Here is a 22,767-nt window from a genome sequence, read left to right on the forward strand (position 1 = left end):
ACCGCTCAACGGCGTAACGTCACTAACACCAGCGCCGTCTGTCGATTTTTGAATTCACCGCCAAACAGGATCACTTATAAATGCTATTTTGCCCCTTATTTTCGGGCGTTTCAGGGGATTGAGAACCCTCTCTGTGGGGGTAAACAGATACAAAATATCGAAACGACGCCCTCACAATGGTTGCAATCGAAACTCACGACCTGACGAAACAATACGGAACTGTCCTCGCCGTCGACGACCTCTCGCTGTCCATTCCGGAAGGTGTCGTCTACGGTGTGCTTGGCCCGAACGGTGCCGGCAAAACGACCATGATGCGGATGTTGACCACGCTCACGAAACCAACCAGTGGTTCCGCGAGGGTGATGGGCGATCCCATCACGGATCGTCTCGCCCTCGTCGAACATATCGGTTACCTTCCCGAAGAACCACCCCTGTTCGATGAACTCTCCGGACACGAGCAGTTGGACTATATCCGCGGCCTGCGTGATCTCCCGCTGGAGCCAACGCAAGAGCGCATTGAGAGCCTCGTCGACGCACTTGACCTCGAGGATTACATCGACCGCCGTATTGCTACATACTCGAAGGGGACCCGTCAGAAACTCGCCTTCGTCCAGATCCTGTTACACGGCCCCGACGTGCTTTTTCTCGATGAACCGACAGAGGGCCTCGATCCACGAGCGGCCCGCACCCTCCGAACCATGATCGACGATCTCGCCGACGAGGGAACAACGATCATCCTGTCGTCACACATCCTGCCGATCGTCGAAGAACACGCTGATATCGTCGGTGTCATCTCGAATGGCCAACTCGTCGCCGAAGGAGCGCCTTCCGAGCTTCAGCGCCGCGCCGAAACCGGAAAAAAACGCTCGCTCGAGGACGTCTTCCTCGAGGTAACGCAGGAACTCCCAGACGCGACGCAGGGGCCCGAAGACGAATCGGGAAACCACGATGAGTGACCGCCGCTGGCTCAGACACGGCGTACGAATCGGGACAACTGAGTATCGGCGGACGCTCCGTGGGCTTCGTCAGGACTCCCTCCGACTGTTCCTGGTTGGTGGAGCAGTACTGGCCGTTCTGGCGGTAACGGCCTTTCTGGTACTGCTCATGCGCCTCTTTCTGGCTGATTTGGAACCAACACCGCTGCCTGCGATGCTTGCTGGACTTACTGTCCCGTTCTGGGGGACGATCGTTTATTTATATGCCGCTAGAGCGCTCTCCCGGACGGGACGGATCGACGCAGAATCACTCATGCTTACGACGACATCAACGCGGGCAGTCGTAACTGGTCTCGTTATCGCCGAACTCCTCCGTGGGGCAACCTATCTCGCCCTACCGACGATCATTCTCGCAGGGGCGTTCGCTGCGACGGTCGGGGCACCACTCTCGGTGCTCTGTATCCCACTCGCGGTCACTACACTCCTCGCGAGTGCTGGTATCGTCGGGTACACGCTTGGTCTCGCCGGCGCGACGCTCGTTTCGACCTCACCGTTCATCGCTCGATATAAAACCCCTCTTGGAATTGGTCTCGCAGTGCTTCTCATGGGTCCCATCTTCGCGCTGAGTTCTGGCCGGATCGATTTCGCCGTCCTTGCGTCGGTTCCTATCGCTTGGTATACTGACCTCCTCGTTGTCGGATCACCGATTCAGCCATCACTGCTTAGAGCACTCGGGGCGATTGGGGTGACGATCGCACTTGTTGGTCTCGCTGGGGCGGCCGTTGATCGCCTCGCAGGAATCTACTGGTACAGCGATCCGATCACAGGTACCATAACTGGGGTGGAATCGACTTCCCCGCCGGAGGCCGTTTCGCCACTTGAAGCGGCACTGCGGCCCATCCCGTTGTCGCTCGTTCTCTCGAAGACACCGAGCCGGACCGTCGCAGCCAGAGCACTCATCCAGACGCTCCGGAACCCTGGAAAACTATCGTTCGTCCTCCTACCGGCCATCGTGGCAGCACCGACAATCGTGAATGCTTTCGGTTCCGGGATCGGCTGGGAAATCCTCTTGGCGGTATGTTTTGTCGGTATTCCCTGGTTTAGTGGCGTCGCCTTCGGGTTGAATCCGCTCGGCGACGAAGGTGATGTACTACCCGTGACACTCACGACAACGGTCTCCGGTCGGACGTTTGTGCGGGGCTTGGCAATCCTCGGCTTCTCTGTCGGCAGCATGCTCCTACTTCTTACAGGACTCGTTTTTGGGCTGTTCAGTCCCTTCAACACGACTGATCTCACGGCAGCACTGCTGTTGGCAGCTGCCCTCCTGTGGTGTTCTGTATTGCTTGCACCTGCAGCCGGAGTTCGGTTTCCCCGGTTTAGTACAGTCTCCGCTGGTCGGGCTCAAAACATCCTCCCGCCGAGCTTGACGGCGAGTACACTCCACGGAATTATCGTGTTCGGTTTCGGGCTGTTCGGTGCGCTGTCGTGGTTCCTTCCCGAAGGAACACGGTCTATCATCGCTGGATTCTTTTCGACGGTTCTCTCGCTCCCCTTGGTGTGGGTAGCTGAACGTGGTGTCGGTCTCGTCGAGCCAGTGCTCACGACTGTACGCACAATTGGATCAGGAGTTGGGAACCTCGCGCCGGGGGTTATTCAGTTGGGTGGCTACGGTGGCGCGATCGGGGGACTCGTCCTTCTCGGTGTAACGTCCTATTGGTATGTCATCAGTCGGTTCGAGTCTTACCAGATCTCGTGAACGTTCGGGCTTAACCTGGATTGGATCCCTCAAATAAGTCTAAATCAAAGCGTTGGTTTCATCATTTTTCTCATCTATCGTATGACCACCTCTAACGATTCATCTCCCATTGAGAGTCTTCAAATGCGCTCCCTGTGCGAAGCGTACCAGCTCGGGATCATCATCCGAAACAAACTCAGAGAAACCAATCTCGTCACCGCATTCGAGAACCTCGATCACTCGATAGACTCGATTGAAGACGGGTATCCAGCGTGGCATCCTGCGCCACTTTCCTTTCGCGCGATGGTGTTCTCGTTCGTGTTCGTGGAGATAACGGGTGACTCATACGCCGACTTCAGTCGACGACTTACCCGACAACCGGAAGTCGCCACTATTCTCGGCTTCAGCCGGGTGCCCGACGAATCAGCCTTCTCGCGGGCGTGGCGAAATCGATTCGACAACGCCGTTCACGAATACATCCACGCTGCCGCCCACTTCGTCATCAAGGAAGTCCACGATCGCGACATTTCAGCGCCCGAGGTTCGGCCAAAGTCAGAGATCCTCAACGATACTGAGGAAGCCGCAGACTCAGTAGAAGACGAATCCTTCTCACAGGAGGAGATTGTTCAGACAACGCGCCTCGCGCGTGATCACGCCTTCGGACACTTCGACTCTGGTCGGGCGTCGAACGCCTCGTACGAGGACACGCAATTTTTCGGTCGCGTCGCAAAGCGGTCTAGAGTTTCGAGTTATGGTCATGTAGACTACTCGGCGGTGCTATCTCTAACGCTCTCTAAGCTACGTGCACTTGGTGCACACCATTCTAACGCAGTATTTTTGTTTGTACTAAGTACCGTCGGGACTCTCAGCGGCAAACTCTAGAGGACTTTGCGACACGACCAAATATTTAGATTTCTACATGTTCGGTAGTTCCAGTACTTCTCAGATCCTGACTTCTCAGATCCTGTGTTATCATTCTATGTTCATATTCAATCTTGGTCTGTTTTATCAGAGTTCGTTGTTGACTGAGAGATAGTCTGTTCAACTAGTGGTTCGTCCCAGTTGCCCCACTCGCCAGGTTGGTCACCCAAACTGACAATGTAATAGAGGAGGGCTTGCCAAAACAAGAAGAGAACGAACCCGACGGGAAGAGTGAAAAACACCACTTCGAACGTACTCAGAGACCAACGAATGATGATTTGCCACACAACGAGTGTCACAACACTGACAGCGAGACCTGCTACGAGTACGAACCGATTTACACTCGTCATTGGTATCCCGCTGTGTCCCACTGTTTAGCAAGGTCGACTTTCTTTTCGGGTGGATAGAACTCACACGCTGGTGGGAGTTCACAGATCCATTCCAACCGTTTCAACAGCCCAAGACGGGTCGTGTTTTGGATTCCGAGCCCCGGATACGCGTTTACTTCGAATACAAGTGGTGTATTAGACCCGTCGAGAGTGATATCAACACCAGCATACCCGAGTCCAGAGGCGGCCGCGGTCTCAACGGCTGTCTGTAAGATCCGATCCCATTCCGGAATTTTGAATGCTGTAAGGTCGACGCCAGTATCGGGATGGGTAGGCACCCAGCGATGATGGCTCTGTTGATACGCGCCGAGTGGAGTTCCATCAGCAACTGTAAGCCCGACTCCAATTGCTCCTTTGTGAAGATTCGCTTGATTCCCCGATTCAATGGTCGGCAGTCTCGTCATCGCCATGATCGGATATCCTTGAAATACAATAATTCGAATATCTGGGACGCCACCTGATGAGAGTCGTCTAAATAACGGGCTTGCCTCTACCCGTTGTTCGATGATCGCAGCACCGCTCAGATTGATTCCTGCATACTGACCTTGGATGATCCGTTGGACGTGTCGAAGGAGGTCGTCGACTGTCTTTTTTCCATCCGTCGTGTGATATGTGTCTTCAGTACGATCTGTGATTATGAGAATACCTTCACCGCCGTATGCATCATCCGGTTTAATTACAAACGAATCTCGTTTTTCAAACACAGCTCTCGCTTGAGAGAGATCGTCCGTATCTTCCACGATTGCGTACGTGTCCGGTGTCGGAATACCTAACCCGTGCAATCGTCGCTTTGTTTCGACTTTTCCCGCACTCGTTCGAAGATGACCTGGATTATACTGCTTTATGTATCTATTCCTGATATTTATGCCCAGTACGTCTGTAAGTGAGGTTTGTCTCGGCTCCTGACGGACCCAAGCCGAGATATTGCGGAGTGCAACCTGTATCCGAGTCCCGATCCCATTTATGAATCCGCCCCAGTGGGAATTGAATCGATAATACTCTTTTAATCGAGTTCGAGTTGTAACTCCCAAATAGAGATTTGTTCCAATGAGTAGTACCCACAGTTCCGGTGTACGAATATACCAGTCGACAATCGGTCTCGTAGAAATCAGGCCGTAAGTGAGTACGATTGCGAGTAAGGTCCAAATGAACTGAATTGATGGCACAGACCAGCCACGTTCTTCGACATCACTGGCAAAGCGATCGGCATACCACGCGGTGACAATTGCCGGAAAAAAGACCTCAATCGTCCCAGAAAGACGGGGTAACAGCCCAATATCACCCATCAGTAAAAACGCAGCCACAGAGAGGCCGACGACACTAATTATGGCCCCAAGACGGTGGGCTGTTCCAACATTTAGCGGTTCTAATATCGCGTAAACTCCCATAGAAATAACAAAAATATTTAAGAAAAGTCCTAATCCCCAAATTAAGCCTGTCGACAGCAATGTTAGTGCAAGGACGATCGGAGCAAACAGCCCGTAGGTCTTTAGCCCCAATTCGTTTCGGAGAATAGCTATGAGACCTGCTGCAAGCGTCAATTGAAACAGCGTTCGATATGGCTCAAGTAATGTCGACAAAGACGTAGAGAACAGTCGTAACGTCCACCCAAGTATAAGAAAAATCAGTAGTAGGCTCGCTACGAGATAATATTGGAATGTATAGCTTTCAAAAAATTTATTAAAATATCTTAGTTTACCTTGATTAGTCATAATTCTATCCGTACCTCATCACTATTTTGAGATATACTCGACATACTGTATTTATAGACCGAATGAGTATACTTAGCTCTGTTGAAATCCTTAGAAAGTGATATATTCTGCTTCAATTACGGTCAATACAGAGTGTAGATTCAGCGAAGTATCTTAGATAACAGTGGGCGTCACGAGAGACGGACTAGTCGGTGGCGTAGAATACAACCAATTTGGATGAACAGACTCTAGTCATGTAGAGAAACTTTATGTTTTCATCGTTTGTGACTACAATTTGTGGGTCGTGTCGCAAAGTCCTCTAGAGTTCAGTAGTAACTGACTCCCGTGAAGGCGGGGTTGCCTCTGGTGTCCAAACCGAGGTACCCCATGCACGCCACAATCGACGTGCGGTTCGAACTGAGTATCGACGACGACAAAACGCTACCGCTCGCCACGCTTGCCGAGGCCGTCACTGACCAGAACCTCGAAGCAGTCCTTCTCGAATCGCTGGTCGAGAGCCTCGACGCCGCCAGCGTCGAGGCGCTCTGTGGTGAGAAACACGCACATGGCAACGGTGACCAGCGCTTCCAACGCGCCGGCACCGACACCCGCACAGCTGTCACAACTGCCGGAGAACACGAGTTCTCTCTCCACTACGTCGAAGATACAGCCGCTTCCCCAGACGAATCCAGCTACTTCCGGCCCGTCGAAGACGTTCTCGACTTCGACGGGCAGAACCGCTATCAGCAGGACATCGCCGCCAAAAGCGTCGATCTCGCTACCTCGCTCAGCTATCGAGACGCTGCCAATCACGGCGACAGCTTCGTCTCGATGCCGTCGCCGACCACCATCAACCGCCGTGCAAAGAAATACGGCCACAAGCTCAAACAGTTCCTTCCAGACTGTGTCGCTGGCACAGACGCTGACGCCGTCATTCCTGACGGGACAAAGTGCCACAGCCAAGACGACGACCGCTCGTCCCACTCCGTCCAAGCAACGCTCGGCGAAGACACCGCCGAAGAGTCACGCTCCCTGCTGGATCTGTCGGTCAACGCTGACTGGGACGAAACTGCCGCCGAACTCGATGATATCGGCGCAGTCACTGACGACGCGACGGTCGTCAGTGACGCTGATAGCGGCATCGTCACAGCCTTTACCGACGAAAACCGTGACCACCAGCTCGATCTCGTCCACGTCGGCCGAACGCTGGGTTACACCCTCTGGGACGATGGCGTCTTCTCCTTGGACCGTCGGAAGGAGATCGTTTCGGAGGTGATCGACGAGGTGTTCCATCTGAAGAACTCTGTGGCGAAGCATCGTCCAGCGGAGGAGTTCGCGGCGATCCGCTCGCGGATCGCGCGAACGAGAGAGCGATTAGAGAAGACAGCGTGGCAACTGGAGCAGTTCGGGTCAGCAAAGGCTGCAGGGTATCTTCGGCGGTGGCTGCCGTCGATTGTGACGTTCGCCGAGCACGCTGTCGAGGGGTTCGAGGTTCCGTGGACCTCGAACCCCGTCGAACGACTGATGGGCGAGGTCAGCAAGCGGTGCAAGAACCAGTGGATGCGCTGGACAGCAGAGGGATTGGAAGCGATACTCCAACTTCGGTTGGTGAAGTACGCCGACCCCGAGTACTACCATGCGTTCCTCGACGAACTGCTCCAACGTTCGACCAAAACAGCAATCAACTGTGACCTCTCAATTGAGAGTACCAGCGGCAAAGTCTAGACCGCTTTGCAACACGACCAATTTTTCGAGTTACAGACATTCATGGGAATGGTTCGGTGCGGAGCCACGCAGGGAGCTACTCGCTTTCAGTACCGGCGTGGCGAGGACTACGGCCCACATGGCGATACCCACCTTCGCACTGTCAAGCAGTTCGATCCTGACGAGCTTGTCGACGGCTTCTACGAGACAACGGATCGCTTGCTTTCCGTGATTGCTTCTGAATCCTCATTCCGCCGTCCAGTCACTGCGGCGATCGACATCACCACCATTCCCTATTATGGAGATGTCGAGGAGATGTCGATGGTCAGCGGGACGAAAGACAGGGACGGTCGAGCGTTCAAATTTGCGACGCTGTCGATCATCGGGCAGAACATCCCGCTGATTTTGGCTGTCGAGCCGGTTCGAGAGAGCTCTGAGTGGGATGAGAACCCGTCGAATCAGATCCATCGTACTGTGCGACGGCTCGTTCGACGAGCGAAAGAGCATGTTCCAATCGAGACAGTGCTGTGTGATCGAGAGTTTGACTCGATACAAGTGTTCCAGACACTCTCAAACCTCGATGTGAACTACCTCATACCTAAGCGGGTCTCCAGCTCCGAACGGGATGTACTTGAACAAATGGAGGAAATGATCCGGGCGCTGATGGACCGATGAAATTGAACCGATCTATCGCACCAGATCTCCTCGTTTCAGCCCTCCTCACTCTACTGGTGTGGTTCGAGTTCTGGGGAGGCCGTCTCCCCGCCAGTCTCGATGGAACTATATTAATAATTGGGGTCATTGGAGGCGCTATTGTAACCATTGTGGGTCTGGTGATAAAGCAGACCCGCGTAGCCCAAGAGCTGGTGGAGAACGATATGCGGTTTTTCATCATTATGGCGGGCATCATACTCATCGGGCTCGTGTTGCTTCCACGTGGGTTGCCGACGGCAGCGGAGATCGGCCTGCTCGTGGTCATCTGGTCGTGGCCAATGGGAAAGGTCGTGGTCGGACGCATCCAAGCGTCAGAACGCAAATAATCCCGTGGTAACGCGGAAAACAAGACCCGGCGTTGTACTGACCATCCCTCCTTTTTCAACCACATTAGGACGGTCCATCCAGATCTCCGCGTCGCTCGCGACCGACTCCTCCTTGGAGACACATTAATGAGTCCACCGCCCCTTTATTCAGGTAGACCCCATGGCTACTGATCGCCGCCGTAACGCTGTCGAGGACAAACAGGAGCTCGCGACCACGATCGGGCTCTACGTCCTCAGCGAGATCTCGCTCGGCAAGGCCGCCGAGCGGACCGGCGTGACTCGCTGGGAGATGGAGGAACTCCTTCAGGAGGCCGGTGTTGAGCTGCAGCTCGGCCCGCAGTCCATGGACGAACTCGAAGACGAAGTCGATGTGGCGCTCGACCTTGAATGAGCGAGCCGGTTTCGCGGCCTGTTGTCCTCGACGCAACAGTGCTCAGTAACTACGCGAGCACTGATTCCGTCACCTGGCTCACGACGACGCTTGATGACCTCTGGACAGTTCCCGCGGTCCGAACCGAACTGGAGCAGGGCCGTGAGGTCGGCTACGCGTATCTAGAGCACGCCCTCGATGGTCTTGAGTCGGGGCGGATCGGGATTGTGGAGACGGCACCGGAGCAGCTCCAGCAGGACTATCCGACGGTGCAGACCCGTCTCGATCCCGGCGAAGCCGAAGCCCTGGTGGCTGCGCACACGGCTGATGGGACGCTCGTGACGGATGACGGGCCCGCCCGAGCGCTCGCGGCCGAGTACGACATAGCGCTCACCGGGTCGATCGGCTTGCTGGTTCGCGGCGTTGTTCTCAAGGAACTGACCGTCGAGACGGCGGATGAGTGGCTTACGACGTGGATTGAGGAGCGGAATTACTACGCGCCGGTCGACAGCGTGACTGCAGCCCTGCCTGAGGACTTCGAGGAATAGCACCACCGTCGTAGTGATCGCCACAGCAGTGGAGGGCAGTACGGATACGCTGCTTAATGGTGCTGGAACCATCATACGTTTCGGGGAGTCGCAGTGACGTCCCGAAGGTCCCGTCATAGGTCCTCTAGAAGGACAACCAGCTTCTAGCGACAGGTGCGGTCACCTCGAAAGCCCCCGACCGCTCGCCGGTCGCGACTCGCTGCGCGCCTCGTCCCTGCGGTGCTTGCGTCGCCGGGGCACGACGAGCGGTCGGCCCCTTTCAGTCCCGCCCCGGTTCTGTTGCTGGGTAAGCGCTCTCCATCGGTTGGCTGGTGTGTACGTCCCGGCTCGCACCGCTCGCCGCGTTCCGCCCTCCGCGTCGCTCGCGACCGACCATTCCGGGCGTGCGGGCGCTCTCCGCACCGCCCGCGCCCGTTCCGGGCTAAAATGAATCTGGTCTCGACGCCAGCGCTTCACCCGTTCGGGTCCTCCGGACCTCGGCTGCGCCGACCGCGACGGACGTGGTTGCGTCGCGGCGAACGGGGAATGCGCTGGCCGCTCGCTCCGGGCGGGTCGGCGCGCGGTGCTGGTTGGGGCCACCTCATGCAGGCGCGCTCTCGCTCGCGCCCAAGGGGGCGCTCGCGAAGGCGCGAGCGAGAGCGCGCAGATGGTTCTGTCGGTCGGTGTCGTCGGAAAACCGCGATGTAGCAGCATCGCGGTGTCGGCGCGTACGCGCCTTCGGTCTTTGGTGAGACCAATGTCAAGTAACAGCTCTAGTAGCAAGGTCGTTACGGTGGATGAACAGGCATTCGAGAAAGCGGGCGGTCAGACGGTCGATGAAGACGGGTTCCCGGTCGTCGACGAGACGCCGGAGTTCCGGGCAACGGTCGACATGGAAGTGCAGGCGAAAGTCGATTCCAACCATCCTGACGCGCGGGTCGAGGAAGGCCCGGATCACATGTTCGGGAAGACCCTCGAACAGGAGGAACGCATCGAGGCGCGGGAGGCCGAGTTGGAGCACATCAGTGCCCAGGCTGAACTCAGTCAGCAGGAGGGACGCGCGAAGCGGACGCGAGATATCGCAGCGAAGCGGAGCGCTGAGCGGCGTGTGGAGTTCCAGAAGCGGGCGGCGAGCGTGAATCCGATGGCTGACCCGGAGCGAGGCGATCCTCGTGCAGAACTCACGCAGGAGCAGTTAGCGGCGGTGAACAAGCAGTCGATGCGGCTGGCGAAGAAACTGGATGGCTGGTCGCGAGCAGCGATTGGTCGGCGGCTGGGTGAAGCCGTCGTCGGTGGGAAAGACCTGACGAGTGCGGTCGTCGGGGTGTTCGAGGAGTTGCAGACGGCACCTGGGACGGTGATTCCCATTGGGAAGCTCGAGAACGTCAATCGCAAAGAGGTGAGCATCGAGGGCCGAGTCGAGGTGCTCTGGGATGCGGACTCGCCGGCCATCGCGCAAGTCGGGCTAATCGCGGACGACAGTGGGAAAACGAAGGTGACGTCATGGGTTGCGAGTGACCAACCCTGGATCGAAGAGGGCGAGCGCGTGCGGATTCACGGAGCGGCGAAGAACTGGTACAATGGGCGCGTCTCCGTGGCTCTAACCGGGTGGAGCACCGTTCACTTCCCCGAGCGCGGTCGGTGGTGGGAAGCGTAGCCAGCGTGCGCGGCCTTCTTTTTTGCTACGTGCCGGACCGACCCAGACCCCGCCGCCCCACCCTCCGCTCCGTGCTCGCTTCGCTGCGCGCGCAGCCACGACCTCATTCACCGGTCCAACATTCATCCGACAAAGCGGGGGAATGGGGGCGCGATCCAAGCGGGTTTATCGGGCCCCTAGAGGGGTGCGGGCGCACGAGCGCTCCGGGTAGTACAAATGACGGGTAATCGTGATCTAACCTGCGATGTCTGTGGTGAGTCCTTTGACACCAAGGACGTGCTAGGTGGCCACAGCAGTAGCCATAGTCGTCGAATCTCCGAAGCACAATTATTGGCTGAAATAGATCGTCTAGTAGACGAGTTCGGTCGTTCACCGACGACCACAGAAATGGATACAGTTGGAGCGTATTCAGCTGGGACGTACGAAAACCGGTTTGGCAGCTGGACGGAGGCGCTCCAGTCCGCGGGATATGAGCCGGTAAAGCAACACCGGATTTCCGAGGACGCAATCCTTGACGAAATCAGTCGGCTTGCAACGGAGACCGGTACCCCGCCAACGGCGTCCGAAATGCGCTCGAAGGGGAAATTCACGGTCACAATCGCGCAGGATCGCTTTGGAAGTTGGAACGAGGCGTTGGAGGCAGCTGGATACGACCCTCACAAGCGCCATCGCATTACTGATGAAGCGTTACTCGAAGAGATTCACCGGCTTGTCGACGAGTTAGGGAAGGCCCCCACAGCGCAGGAGATGAATGACCACGGTGAGTTTTCGCGTCGGCCCTATTTTAACCGCTGGGAGGGCTGGCAAGCTGCAATTCGGGCGGCTGGGTACGAGCCGGTTGGTCGCCCATCTGGCCCAGATAACTACAACTGGAAGGAACAGCCAGCCCACGAGTGGCGGGAATACGGGGACAACTGGGAGGAGCAACGACAGAAAGCACTCGAACGCGATAACTACACCTGCCAGACGCCGGATTGTGAGTGGACGCAAGAGGCGCACCGAGAGGAGTTCACGAGAGGGCTTCACGTGCACCACATTCGGCCACTAAGTGCGTTCGGCGATGTCGAGAATGAGGTCAACTTCGAGCGGGCCAACCGTCTGGACAACCTCATTACGGTGTGTGTCGAGCATCATCATCTCTGGGAGCGGGCCTCACCGCTTCGCCTTGATACACGGTGAATTTCGTATCAGACGGCCGTCGAACGTGTAGCTGACTGAATACCGATAGGGTAGGTAGCGACCAGTTGATATTCTACTGCCAGACCAGCCCAAGCCCCACCGCCCCACCCTCCGCTCCCGGCCTCCCTGCGGTCGGCCGGCAGCCACAACCGGGACCACAGCTTTGGAGGTGGTGTCCCGAGGGGCAAGCCCGCTGTCGCGAGACAGTGTGTTTGTCTGCCCCCAGAGGGGCGGAGGGCACACCAAGACGTGCCCCCGAGACCCATGTCCGGAGAACGTACCCTCACGGCCCGTGAACGGCTTCGCATTCACCTCCGCGAAGCCCGCCGCACGACCGACTCACCAATCGTCGAAGCACAGTTAACGGCTGCTCTGGATGCCTGGAACGACCTGCCGCCGACACCACTGCGGGAGTGTCCCGTCTGTGGGAAAGTCGGACTCCCAGAGCGGATTCAGCAACATGATTGTGATTGAGCAATATTATCTAGTAGATATTTTACTCGAATTGTGGCTTCCTCCGCGATAGAATATCTCCTCACTCTCTTTTCGGTGCTTGCGATAGGTGCTGATTCCCCATTCTACAGCATCCTCTGAACGGGTCGTAATTGTCCCAAGCAATCGCATAGAATCATCATATACGCCCAGACACAGGGTTTTGTCCTCGAGGATTACCATCCCAAACGGCAATTCATTATTAGTTCGTTGAAGCGTACAGGAATCACTCTTCATGCACGCTTTCATCTCATCAGGGAATGTGGTCCAAAGTTCATTTTGCACGTCCTCGGTCATAAGAATCTCTACAGTTATTCCTCCATCTTGGAGCCGTGAGACAAGTTCGGTAGTGATAGAGGGATAGACAACAGGCGCAACGATTTTGACTACCTGTGCTTCTCTAATGAGTTCAGCTACATGGTCGATAGGTCGTTGTGGAAGCGTCCCGCTTGCTTCCCGGACTTCAGCATCCTTCAGAAGAGCAAACGGAGCCTCAGGCGGGAGATACTGACCAATAGGTTCAGCATAGGCCAGGCGTTCAGCCAATTGGTATACCTGGAGGGCAAATCTACCAAACTGCGTTAGCTGATAATCACCGACATACTCTTTTACGTAACCATCATCTTTGAGAAGACGAATATCTCGATCAACCGAAGACCGAGATTTATCGGCTTTATTTGCAATTTCACGGCTGTCAGAGTGTCCTTCTTCTAGACTCTTCAGGACATCTCCTCTGTGTGCAAGGTGATTTAACAGCTCCGCTACTCGGGGACCGGACATAACCGGAAGTTTATATTGAAACTCAGTACTTCACAAAGCCGCTTAGTTAGAACGTCTGCTTGCTGAAGGTGTGTCTAAAACCAAACAAGCAGACGGTGAGATCCACGAGGACCAGCTTCTTAACTTTCTCGTCAACCGCCTTGACGAGGAAGTTTCGCTCTCGTTAGCCAATAACGCTGAAATCACTGCTGAAGACATCTATGAGGTCCTCGTCGGCGCTTGCGCCGACGGGACCTCTGTCTCTACGCTCTGTGCGTCGAGCCAGAACTCACCCGCTGGGAACACGGTCCTCTACCATCTTCGGACGAAGTTCGAGCCGGAACGGCTCGAACGAGTCGCTAACACGCTCCTGCGAAAGGATCTCGATGAATTGCTCCCCGAACAGGTGGAGGTCTGCGCAGACCTCCACCTGCGGCCCTACTACGGTGACGAAGACGACACAGACGGCCTCTATCACTCGGTAGCGAAGCGTGGAACCACTGCGTTCCACGCCTATGCCACACTCTACGCGCGTGTGAAGAACAAACGCTACACGCTGGCGGTACGCCGTCTCAAAGACGGCGATACCGCAAGTAGTGTCCTCGCTGAGTTCTTCGGTGTCCTCGACGGCCTTGACGCCGGGGTCAAGGCCGTCTACCTTGATCGCGGATTCTACGACAGTAAGTGTCTCACGCTGCTTCAGGCGCACAATTACGCGTACGTGATCCCGATCATCCGGTGGGGTGAGGCGATTCAGCAAGAGCTCTCGGAAGGATGGAGTCGCGTCATTCAGCATGATCTGACGGGGAAACTCGACGGTCACAGCTGGACCGTCGATTTTCCCGTCTACATCGACTGTACGTACCTAAATGGGAAGTATGACGAGAACGGTGTGGCGCGTCACGGCTACGCCGCTGACGCGCCGTTCATCGACTCACCACGGGACGCTCGATACCACTACTCGAAACGCTTCGGTATCGAGTCAAGCTATCGCTTGTTTGAGCAAGCGATAGCGACAACGACAACACGAGATCCAACGGTACGGCTGCTGTACGTGGTGGTGAGTCTCCTCTTACAGAACGTCTGGCGGTACCTTCACTACGAGTATGTGGCGACGCCCCGCCGAGGCGGGCGTCGCCTCTGGTGGTGGCCGTACAAGGAGTTCGTCAATATGATTCGACGAGCTGCGTGGACGGCCCTCGCGGTGCGTCGGGCCGTCCCCGCGAATCGGCCACCTGACGACCGATTCCACCGCTAACCACCGACCGAGCAAGCCAGCGGAGTGAGTGGCGACGCTGTCGCGTCGGCGGCTGACCGCCGCCGACAGCGACAGCTCTCCGTCGATCCGTCCGTAATTCTCTCGTCGAGACCGTCAGTACAACCGCTTCGACACAGAACTCAGGCCGCAGAAACAGCTAGCCGAGGATGCTTTGTGAGGTACTGAGTATGGGAGAACACTCAACGTCGAACCGATTGGCAGTGAATCAGCCGACACGAGGGGCCGACCGCAATCGGTCCCTTGCGGATCAGGCCGATCCGGCTACGGACGAGATGCTGTTGCCGTCACTCGACGACGGAGTCACGCTGCTCGACGTAGAGGGGGGCCGCGGCGTCCCGATCCTGCAGTCGCTCGTGCTCGACCACCTCCTCCTGCACGACGGGCCCACCTTCTGGATCGACGCAAACGGACACGCGACGACGACGACACTCGCCCAGATAGCGCCCAGCCAGCGGTTGCTTGATCGAATTCATGTCGCACGCGGCTTCCACTGCCTACCAACACTACGGCGCCGTCAGTAATCTCCCGACGGCGGTGAACCAATCTATCCAGGAATCCACTGCCAACACCGGAACGCGCGGTTGAAAATCGACGGGTCGCGACGAAAAATCGTCCCCGCACACCCCTTCGTTCATCGTCGTGTCGGCCGTCGACACGCAGTAGCGCGCCAACGATACCCTCGGTGAGACACACACGGCGGCCCTCCAGGCACGGGCGCTCGCCCGGGTATCGACCTACGCCGACGGCTATGACGTCCCGGTGCTCGTCAGCCGGAGCAGGCGCGACGAGCTCACGACGCCGGTCGCAACGGCCGCCGATAGCCATCTCGAGGGTGAGCGAACCCGAATGGGCCCGCGGTTCGTTGGCGACGAGTTCGAGACACCTGTCTACCGCGTCGACGGCGGCGTGTACTACCAAACGACGTTCGCATACTGGCGGCATCGCGATCGAGACCTCGCTGTCCACCCGGGCCAGGATATCGAGCATGTGGTCGACGACAACGAGAAATCCACGCGGGACCGTGTCGACCTGCCCATGAGGAAATCGGGACTTACGACGCCACATACTACGAGACGCAGTTGGTTCGAGCTGTCGAGAGCGCGTTGTCACCGCTTGGGAGGGACCGAACGGATATTCATCGGGAACTTGCCGAGACCCAAGAGATGGCCGTGACGGCATTCACATCCGTTGGCGGCAAGTGATCCGCTACCACGGAGAATGACCCCTCCCTCCCCCCGTCATCGATGTGTAAACTCTTCAGAAGAGGGGAGGGGGTGGAATGTGAGAATAGTCAAAACAGCTAGAAACGCCGGAATACGTCTTGAAACGTGTTTAGACATCCAAATAAGGTCTAAATTGGGTTAGTCCTTTGTCTGACGAAGATTTATATGACCTCCATTATAACCATAGCCGTAATGTACCATTACACGAGGTTTTGAGAAGGTTACTTCAATAAACCGAGTAATGGTATAGCCGCTGATCAGCGCTGTCGTTCTCCCCGATATCACCGTTATTAGACTCTAAACCAGCTGTCAACGGTTTCACCCGCACTTTCGCCCACCCCGACTCTCACATGTTTACACTTCGATGACGGGGGGTGGGTGTTCAATACTCGGGACAAACGCAGGTGATACTCGTGGTCTGGGTGGAGAAATGGGCACTCTCAACTCCTGCGCGAAATCCGAACTTGTCGAATGCGAGAGCCGAGTCACGCTCCTATGAGATCTGATTCGAGTTTACACATCGAATACGGGGGGTGTCTCTCGAGAGAATCTTCTGAATCTATCTGCAAATTCACTAATTGTGGAACTCCTTCAACTGGGCGTTAACGACGGACTGGAGGAGGTCCTCCTGATCGGAGATAGCTTCCAAACGAGTGTCGTCGACGATCCGATTCATCATGGCTTCGGGATCCCCCGTGAACGTGAACTCCATGTACATTCCGCCACCACGGCCTCGACTCTTCCGTGAGGTCGAGATGAGACCATACGTGGAGAGCTCTTTGACGTACTTGACATAGGTCTCCCGCGTCATCTGGTCAGCATCGATCTCATCGGTAATCCATTGGTAGACTTTGAAGCCGACCGGACTCGGGACGGAACTCCCGGACCAATTGGAGAAATGGGCGACGGAGGCGGTCGCGTAGAGGGATATCTTCTTCTGGGTGGTCAGACCCTCGATTAACTTCAGTGAGCGGTCCTTGTCGATTTCTTCCTGAGATTCGCGGACGTGTTCTTCGCGAACTTTCTCGTCACCCCGTTCATCCGCGAGGTCACCGGCACCGCGGAATAAGTCGATTGCCTTTCGTGCGTCTCCATGGCTTTGGGCCGCGAATGCTGAAACGAGCGGTAGCACGTCGTCAGTTAACGCATCGGACCGGAAGGCGTCACGACGGTTCTCGAGTATTTGGCGGAGCTGATTAGCATCATAATCGGGGAAATAGACGTCCCGTGGATTGAATGAACTCTCGGCACGACCGTCGATATCCTCCATGAATTTGGGGTCATTCGTCAGAGCTGCGACTGATACTTGTCCTTCGATTTCGTTCGTGTTACTTGCTCGCGATAGCTGATAGAGCAGTTTCGAGTAGGCGGGTTCGTCGTTCGCTCGTCGGCCGACCAGGAGATCGATCTCGTCAAGGATGAAAATGACTGAGTCGTAGTGTTCGTTGATCAGCTCATACAAGCGCCGATACTTGCGCTTCGTCGACACTCCCGTCTCTGGGACGCCGACCTCTGCACCGACGTCCTTCGCGACGGTTTGGACGAGTTCGAAGACAGCTTGATCGAGGGTATTGATCGGCTGGCAGTTGATGTCGACAACGCCGAAGTGTTCGCCTTTGGACTGACAGAGCTCGATGATCTGCTGTGTGACTGCCCCGATAATGAGTGATTTTCCCGTCCCAGCTGGCCCGTACAGCAGCATATTCGGAGGCCGGTTTCCTTGGAGAGTCGGTTTCAGAAACGAAACGACGGACTCGAGTTGGTCATCACGTCCGACGATTCGCTCTTCATCGATGATCGTGTCCGGCTCGACGAGATCTCGATTGACAAAAACGGATGCTTCTCCCTCATCGTCGAGCATATCCCGAATTGACCGCTGTGTACTGTCCTCTACAGTCTCCTCGGTTTGCTCCGGTATCACGTTCCCGGTAGCATTCTCCCCACCGGCTTCTATGTGTTCTGCGTCAGCTCTAGAACGAGTTCCTTCGTCGAGGGTAGATTGGTCCGCTCCATCCTGATCACTACCGGCCATACGCTTGCTGTACGCCGAGGCGTTAAAAAGATTTACCTCCATCGATGTTTATCCGGCAGTTCTACCCAATTTATCTCCTATATTCGGATGATCAGTGCCGTCTCTGTTGGGACCGACACCGAAGTATTTCCTATAAGGGACTCCCCGTCATCGATGTGTAACGCGAGCTACTTCGCCTTCTTGCTAATCTGATGGTTCGATATTCAGTACAGTCAATTCTACCCACTCCATCGACGTGTAAGCTGTCTGTCTGACACCCGGAATCGAAGTGTAACTTGTGGGTTCCACTCCTCGTCATCGATGTAAAAACTGGTTTGGTCTTCCAGTCTTCCGACTGCCAGCTATCGATTTACACTTCGAACACGGGGGGAATATTGATAGAAATCTATTGTCCCCGACTCCGTCATTCTATTCGTCCGGGTTGATCGGACCTTTGTACTGGGAGCGGACCTTCTCTCCTTCTCTCCACTGCCAGTAGTAGTAGCGATTGTCGTTAATTTCCTTGATCGTGATCGTCGCTTTCGAGGGGACGTCGTCTGGAAGATCGTCGGGGCGTTCCTCGATATCGTTTTCGTCCGGTTCCCCTTCAAGACGGGCTTCCCGTTCCTTGTGTTCGGCTAGCCCCTCAGCGTAGCGGGCTACGTCCCGAAGCTGTTCCGGCGAGGCCTCGTTGAGAGTGTCGACTAATTCGGCTGGAAGTCCTGCTGGCGGGGTCGGTGGCTCGTAGGACATCGGCTGTCGCCTCGTGTTAACCAACAAAAGCCATCAATCGATAGTTCTGTTGGTTAATCATCTCTGGTTTGACCCGGTCGGGAGTCGACCGTCCGGGCGGGGAACCCGTCCCTGCTTGATTTCGTGGTCCACCCGGCGGATGTGTTTGCAGCCGCCCTCGGGCGCTCGTTGCTGCCAGTCCGGACAGGTGCAGGATACGCTGATCACGTCGACTTCATACCAGCTCCCCGAGGCTGACTGCACCTCGTAGCGACCGCCCTTTTCGAGCAGCGAGACTGCCATTGCTTCGTCGACGGCGCGTCGGGTTCGCGGTTCGAGGTCCGCACGCTGGTTCGAGTGCTTCGTGACGACCATCCGATCGCGAACGTCGCCAGTTCGTCCACCGTCCGGCGCGACGGCAGCGGCAGGACCCTGGAGCCAATCTTGAAGGAGTTCCTCGACCGGATGGCCTTCTGGCCAGAGATAGTGGACTTCACGGCGCTCGCGATAGTCGTAGGAGCCACACGCCGCGGCGTTCCCAGCCCACACGCGCCACGCGCCGAGGGCGGCCATCACGTCGACGATTACGCGCGGGACGATTTCGTACTCGTCAGGGTAGAAGATCCGGAAACGGGTACACTCCTCTCGTGGTGGGACGATATCCCACCACTCGACGTCGTCACCCCAACTGTCGAACATCGCTTCATCCTCTCCATACCCAACGGTCACGCCGCCGATCTCGGGCACGTCCGTAGATATCTCGTCAGTCTCGCCTTCGAGCAGCCGGAGGACGGCGTACCGTAGATACTCGTGTGCTGGATCGTCCGCCGACCGGGCGATCTGGTCGTGTTGTTCTGCAACCCGTTCCGCCTCATCGAGGACAGCGGATAGATACAGTTCACTCATGATTCGACGGAGGTCGGAATGCGCCTCCGCCCCTCGGCGGGCGCTGAAAAACTTAACCAACGAAACACTGTCTTACCGTCTGACCGTTGGTTAACAGTGAGAACCGCGTGTTCAGCCCTCTGCAACCGTGTCGATGATCTTCTGTGCGGTCGAACTGATCCGCCCGAGACGTTCCTGAATGCCCTCCGCATCGTCGCCCTGCCACGCGGCAAGATAGAACGCTGACCCGCTCGTATCCAGGTCGAAATACCGCCCGACGATGTACGCGACGGCTTCTGCCTCGACCTCACGTTTCGACCGCTCGGTCGCGTCGTCGACGTCGGAATGGAGCAGCGCGTGCGCGTACTCGTGGATGAGCGTCACGGCGAGATCGGCCTGATTCGGGCGGGCTTTCGCCTCGACGACTGGGTGAAGATCACGCTTACTCCGATATTTGCAGACACCCTTCGCGCTGCCGTGCTCCCAGTCGGCAGCGTCGACGATGCGAACCTCGACATCGAGATTGTCCGCCGCGCCGAGGAGCACGGGAACCAGGTCTTGGGCATCCCCCGTGGCCTCGGTTTCTAGCTCGGGTAGTGGTTCGCCCTCGGTCTGGGAGACGTCGAACACAGAGGTTGGCTTGAACCCGACCAGTCCGTTCGACCACTCGTCGGGCGGCGTCTCGTCGTACTCACAGTCGCTTTGCTCGTGGTAGCTCTGCGAGTTCTCACACTCCGGGCATTGCTTCGTAATAATTGGTGCCCAGATCCAGATGGCCTGTTCGCCTTCCTGGACGTGCCGGTCGAACTCGTTCCGCCAAGTGTTGTAGCCCGCGATTTTTGTCGCCTGGGGACACTGGAGGGTGATCAGGAGCGTGTTCCGATGGGAGTAGTCGTGGAACTGACTTTGGATGTCGAGCCACTCTTGGAACTCCTCACTGGCCTTCGCCTCGTCGACGTCTGCAACAAGGTCGTCTATCCAATTTTCGATGGTGCTGTGCATCTCGGCGTTCCGTGTGTCGGTCTCCTCAAAGGAGGCCGACGGGTCACTGGTCGTAGCCATAGGATTCACCGAATCGAGTTCACGGCAACTGCGTCAGTTCAGCACGCGCCGCACCCCTCGGGGGCGCACAATAAACGACGGTGCGACTGCGGGGTTTATCTCGGGGGTGCTATCGGGGCTGGGATTAACAATCAGTGCGACACTACCACCGAGAGGATGGGTCTCGTCGATGCACTTCGTGGGGTTGTTAGCACTCGCACGGCCACCACGTCCACCCTGTATGAGTGTCGCCACTGTGGCACGACTCTCTCGGCGGATACCGAGACGTGTCCCACCTGCGGTGGGGAGGATGTCGCTCGCTACCAGTTCTGAGGGGCTCTCGTTCCGTCTGCACAGCTTGTTGTCGAAAACGCTTCTGTCCGGTAGTGTCCGGCCAGGTACCCCACGGTGTGAATGGCAAAACTGCTTATCGGAGCGATTCCGTTTCGTCAGCGAAGCCGACCGTGACGAGATACTCGAGGAACGCATCGAACCGCTCGACGTCGCTCGGCGTGTCGGTCGCAATATGTCGCACCCACTCGATAGCCCACTGAAACGCGGGATCAGTTCCACCTTTTCCATGAATATACCACCAGCGAGCCGCCTTGAGGACGACCAGTGGGTTCGTCGGGGGCTGTTCGCTTGCTAAACCACGGGTGATCGACTCGATTTCTGCGGGTACGTCGGCTGGCTCGATCTCCCCGGACTGGGTGGTCGAGGTATCGATTGGAATCTCATCGACTGAAACGTCGTCTGCAGTTTGTTGCTGACTCACGGAAAGTCACCTCTGGACGAAGACTCACGAACGAGCCTCCGCCCTCTCCCGGGGCCCGAAAAACAGGTCGCGAAGTCACGCCGGCGGGATGTAGACGCTCTGCTCGCCGGCGATTTCCTCCAGGTTGTTCCGGTGACGGTGACTGAAGTAGCACTCGTAGCTGCAGTATCCACAGATTGCGCCGGTATCGTATTCAGCGACGTACGGGCCGCGGCGAGTTCGCCAGACGTTCGTCCCGCACTCGGAACAGGCGGCGCCCTCGAGATCGGCAGGACTCGGTCCCTCGTACTCGACGTTGAGCCCCTCGTCTTGCGGTGTCGATTCGGGCCAGATTCCGTGGGTCCTCCAAAACTCACGGACGCGGGCAAGGCTGTGGCGCACCGTCTTTCGTACGGTGACGTGGTCGGCGTCGCGACCGCTGTCGTCCCAGCCGTCGGCCGTCCAGAATTCACCGAACTGTGCGCCACGATGCAACCCGTTCCAGTCGACGCCGACGATGTCGGCCGGTGGCTCGTCGGTGAGTGTCGGTCTGGTCAACTGTCGAATGGCGTCGAGCTGCTTTGGCGGACTCCCACCGAGGATGTGGACGCGCCGCCCTCTCCAATCGGCTGGGTCGGAGAACTCGTGGGCCAGGCGGTCGGCGTATCCCCGTGAATACCCGAGGACGAGGGTCTCAGGGATCGCGTCGATCACCGCCTGTGACTTCGGGACGACGATGAGCTCGGCCTCGGGATAGCTCGCTTGGATCTCACGAGCAGCAGCGACGTGGGCGTCGACGTCGTCGATTTCATCGACGTCGCCGATGACCCCGACCTCTGGTTCGTACTCGAAGAAGCGGTCGACGAACCGCTCCAGATCGGGATTCCGGAAGTCGTTGTCGAGCATTCCAACGGGGATGCTGAGGTTCTGATACTGCGTCTCTTGATATCCACAGTCCTCCCGAAAGCCCGGAAGGAAACCGAGCTTATAGGCATCCAGGGTGAACGGCACTCGATGAAGGAACGCTATCTGGTCTGCTTGTCTGGCGGCAGCGATGTCGCTAGCCGTGCTGGAGTCTGTACTCAAATCGAGGGACATGAATGAACTCGCGAGGCCGCTGCTGGCCGCCCCGCGCCCCTTCAGGGGCTCAATAAACCGGGATACCCTCTATTAACCAACACTGTGCGCTTCAACTCGTGGAATGTTGGTTAAGAGCGGAGCTCACTCCTCATCCTCACGCAGCTCGTCGGCTTTCGACTTGAGGCGTCGCAGAATCTGTGGCCGATTCTGGTGGGCGTTCTCGTAGGCAACACACTCCTGAAGGGTCTCCATATCGTTGATCGTCACGATACCTGCGTTGATGAGTCGCGTATTCGGGGGCTCGAGCCGTTGTTCTGGTGAAAGCTCGCTTGCGTCAGCCGATTGAATATCTGGATTGCTCAC

The 22,767-nt window shown here is 56.9% G+C and carries 21 protein-coding genes; 13 read left to right on the top strand and 8 right to left on the bottom strand.

The window, feature by feature from the left end; genetic code table 11:
• The first annotated feature begins 176 nt into the window (after nucleotides 1–176).
• The 12 genes from HALDL1_00445 (at nucleotide 177) to HALDL1_00500 (ending at nucleotide 14,657) form a co-directional block, all read left to right on the top strand.
• Nucleotides 177–956, top strand: coding sequence for a daunorubicin ABC transporter ATPase (locus HALDL1_00445; protein AHG05516.1), 780 nt, complete (start codon nucleotides 177–179; stop codon nucleotides 954–956).
• A complete protein-coding gene (locus HALDL1_00450; GenBank protein AHG05517.1) occupies nucleotides 949–2,691 on the top strand; it encodes a hypothetical protein in 1,743 nt (580 codons plus the stop codon). Before HALDL1_00445 ends, HALDL1_00450 begins: the two co-directional genes overlap by 8 nt.
• A gap of 123 nt (nucleotides 2,692–2,814) precedes the next feature.
• On the top strand, nucleotides 2,815–3,552 hold the full coding sequence (locus HALDL1_00455; GenBank protein AHG05672.1) for a hypothetical protein: 738 nt from the start codon (nucleotides 2,815–2,817) through the stop codon (nucleotides 3,550–3,552).
• Between the two features lie 2,506 nt (nucleotides 3,553–6,058).
• Entirely contained in the window at nucleotides 6,059–7,396 is a 1,338-nt protein-coding gene (locus HALDL1_00460) for a transposase (GenBank protein ID AHG05518.1), read from the top strand.
• Between the two features lie 6 nt (nucleotides 7,397–7,402).
• A complete protein-coding gene (locus HALDL1_00465; GenBank protein ID AHG05519.1) occupies nucleotides 7,403–8,050 on the top strand; it encodes a transposase in 648 nt (215 codons plus the stop codon).
• Nucleotides 8,047–8,415, top strand: coding sequence for a hypothetical protein (locus tag HALDL1_00470; protein ID AHG05520.1), 369 nt, complete (start codon nucleotides 8,047–8,049; stop codon nucleotides 8,413–8,415). The genes HALDL1_00465 and HALDL1_00470 overlap by 4 nt, the downstream gene beginning before the upstream one ends.
• A 160-nt stretch (nucleotides 8,416–8,575) precedes the next feature.
• Nucleotides 8,576–8,806, top strand: coding sequence for a hypothetical protein (locus tag HALDL1_00475; protein AHG05521.1), 231 nt, complete (start codon nucleotides 8,576–8,578; stop codon nucleotides 8,804–8,806).
• Nucleotides 8,803–9,333, top strand: coding sequence for a twitching motility protein PilT (locus tag HALDL1_00480; protein ID AHG05522.1), 531 nt, complete (start codon nucleotides 8,803–8,805; stop codon nucleotides 9,331–9,333). Before HALDL1_00475 ends, HALDL1_00480 begins: the two co-directional genes overlap by 4 nt.
• Nucleotides 9,334–10,069: 736 nt before the next feature.
• The gene (locus HALDL1_00485) at nucleotides 10,070–10,969 is read left to right on the top strand and encodes a DNA-binding protein (GenBank protein ID AHG05523.1); all 900 of its coding nucleotides are present in this window, start codon (nucleotides 10,070–10,072) and stop codon (nucleotides 10,967–10,969) included.
• Between the two features lie 216 nt (nucleotides 10,970–11,185).
• A complete protein-coding gene (locus HALDL1_00490) occupies nucleotides 11,186–12,148 on the top strand; it encodes an endonuclease (protein AHG05524.1) in 963 nt (320 codons plus the stop codon).
• Between the two features lie 909 nt (nucleotides 12,149–13,057).
• On the top strand, nucleotides 13,058–13,225 hold the full coding sequence (locus tag HALDL1_00495; GenBank protein AHG05673.1) for a hypothetical protein: 168 nt from the start codon (nucleotides 13,058–13,060) through the stop codon (nucleotides 13,223–13,225).
• 265 nt (nucleotides 13,226–13,490) lie between these two features.
• Nucleotides 13,491–14,657 (top strand): transposase ISH3, encoded by a 1,167-nt coding sequence (locus tag HALDL1_00500; GenBank protein ID AHG05525.1) that lies wholly within the window; start codon nucleotides 13,491–13,493, stop codon nucleotides 14,655–14,657.
• 305 nt (nucleotides 14,658–14,962) lie between these two features.
• Here HALDL1_00500 and HALDL1_00505 read toward each other — a convergent pair whose 3' ends face one another.
• On the bottom strand, nucleotides 14,963–15,055 hold the full coding sequence (locus HALDL1_00505; protein AHG05674.1) for a hypothetical protein: 93 nt from the start codon (nucleotides 15,053–15,055) through the stop codon (nucleotides 14,963–14,965).
• A 382-nt stretch (nucleotides 15,056–15,437) separates the two neighbouring features.
• On the opposite strand from HALDL1_00505, the gene HALDL1_00510 reads away from it, so the two are divergent.
• Nucleotides 15,438–15,851: a hypothetical protein gene (locus HALDL1_00510; GenBank protein ID AHG05675.1), complete on the top strand. Its 414-nt coding sequence runs from the start codon at nucleotides 15,438–15,440 to the stop codon at nucleotides 15,849–15,851.
• A 624-nt stretch (nucleotides 15,852–16,475) separates the two neighbouring features.
• Here the strand turns inward: HALDL1_00510 and HALDL1_00515 are convergent.
• From HALDL1_00515 to HALDL1_00545, 7 genes are all read right to left on the bottom strand, one after another.
• The gene (locus HALDL1_00515) at nucleotides 16,476–17,762 is read right to left on the bottom strand and encodes a cell division control protein Cdc6 (protein ID AHG05526.1); all 1,287 of its coding nucleotides are present in this window, start codon (nucleotides 17,760–17,762) and stop codon (nucleotides 16,476–16,478) included.
• A gap of 579 nt (nucleotides 17,763–18,341) precedes the next feature.
• Nucleotides 18,342–18,665 carry a hypothetical protein gene (locus HALDL1_00520; GenBank protein AHG05527.1) on the bottom strand — a complete coding sequence of 108 codons (324 nt, stop codon included), beginning with the start codon at nucleotides 18,663–18,665 and terminating at the stop codon, nucleotides 18,342–18,344.
• A 57-nt stretch (nucleotides 18,666–18,722) separates the two neighbouring features.
• Nucleotides 18,723–19,550, bottom strand: coding sequence for a hypothetical protein (locus HALDL1_00525; GenBank protein AHG05528.1), 828 nt, complete (start codon nucleotides 19,548–19,550; stop codon nucleotides 18,723–18,725).
• Nucleotides 19,551–19,661: 111 nt separating this feature from the next.
• Complete coding sequence (locus HALDL1_00530) at nucleotides 19,662–20,591, bottom strand: LtrC (GenBank protein ID AHG05529.1); 930 nt, start codon at nucleotides 20,589–20,591, stop codon at nucleotides 19,662–19,664.
• Nucleotides 20,592–20,997: 406 nt separating this feature from the next.
• Nucleotides 20,998–21,105: a hypothetical protein gene (locus HALDL1_00535; protein AHG05676.1), complete on the bottom strand. Its 108-nt coding sequence runs from the start codon at nucleotides 21,103–21,105 to the stop codon at nucleotides 20,998–21,000.
• A 315-nt stretch (nucleotides 21,106–21,420) separates the two neighbouring features.
• Nucleotides 21,421–22,422, bottom strand: coding sequence for a hypothetical protein (locus tag HALDL1_00540; GenBank protein AHG05530.1), 1,002 nt, complete (start codon nucleotides 22,420–22,422; stop codon nucleotides 21,421–21,423).
• Nucleotides 22,423–22,545: 123 nt separating this feature from the next.
• On the bottom strand, nucleotides 22,546–22,767 hold the full coding sequence (locus HALDL1_00545) for a hypothetical protein (protein ID AHG05531.1): 222 nt from the start codon (nucleotides 22,765–22,767) through the stop codon (nucleotides 22,546–22,548).

The organism is Halobacterium sp. DL1 (assembly GCA_000230955.3).
Lineage (GTDB): Archaea > Halobacteriota > Halobacteria > Halobacteriales > Halobacteriaceae > Halobacterium.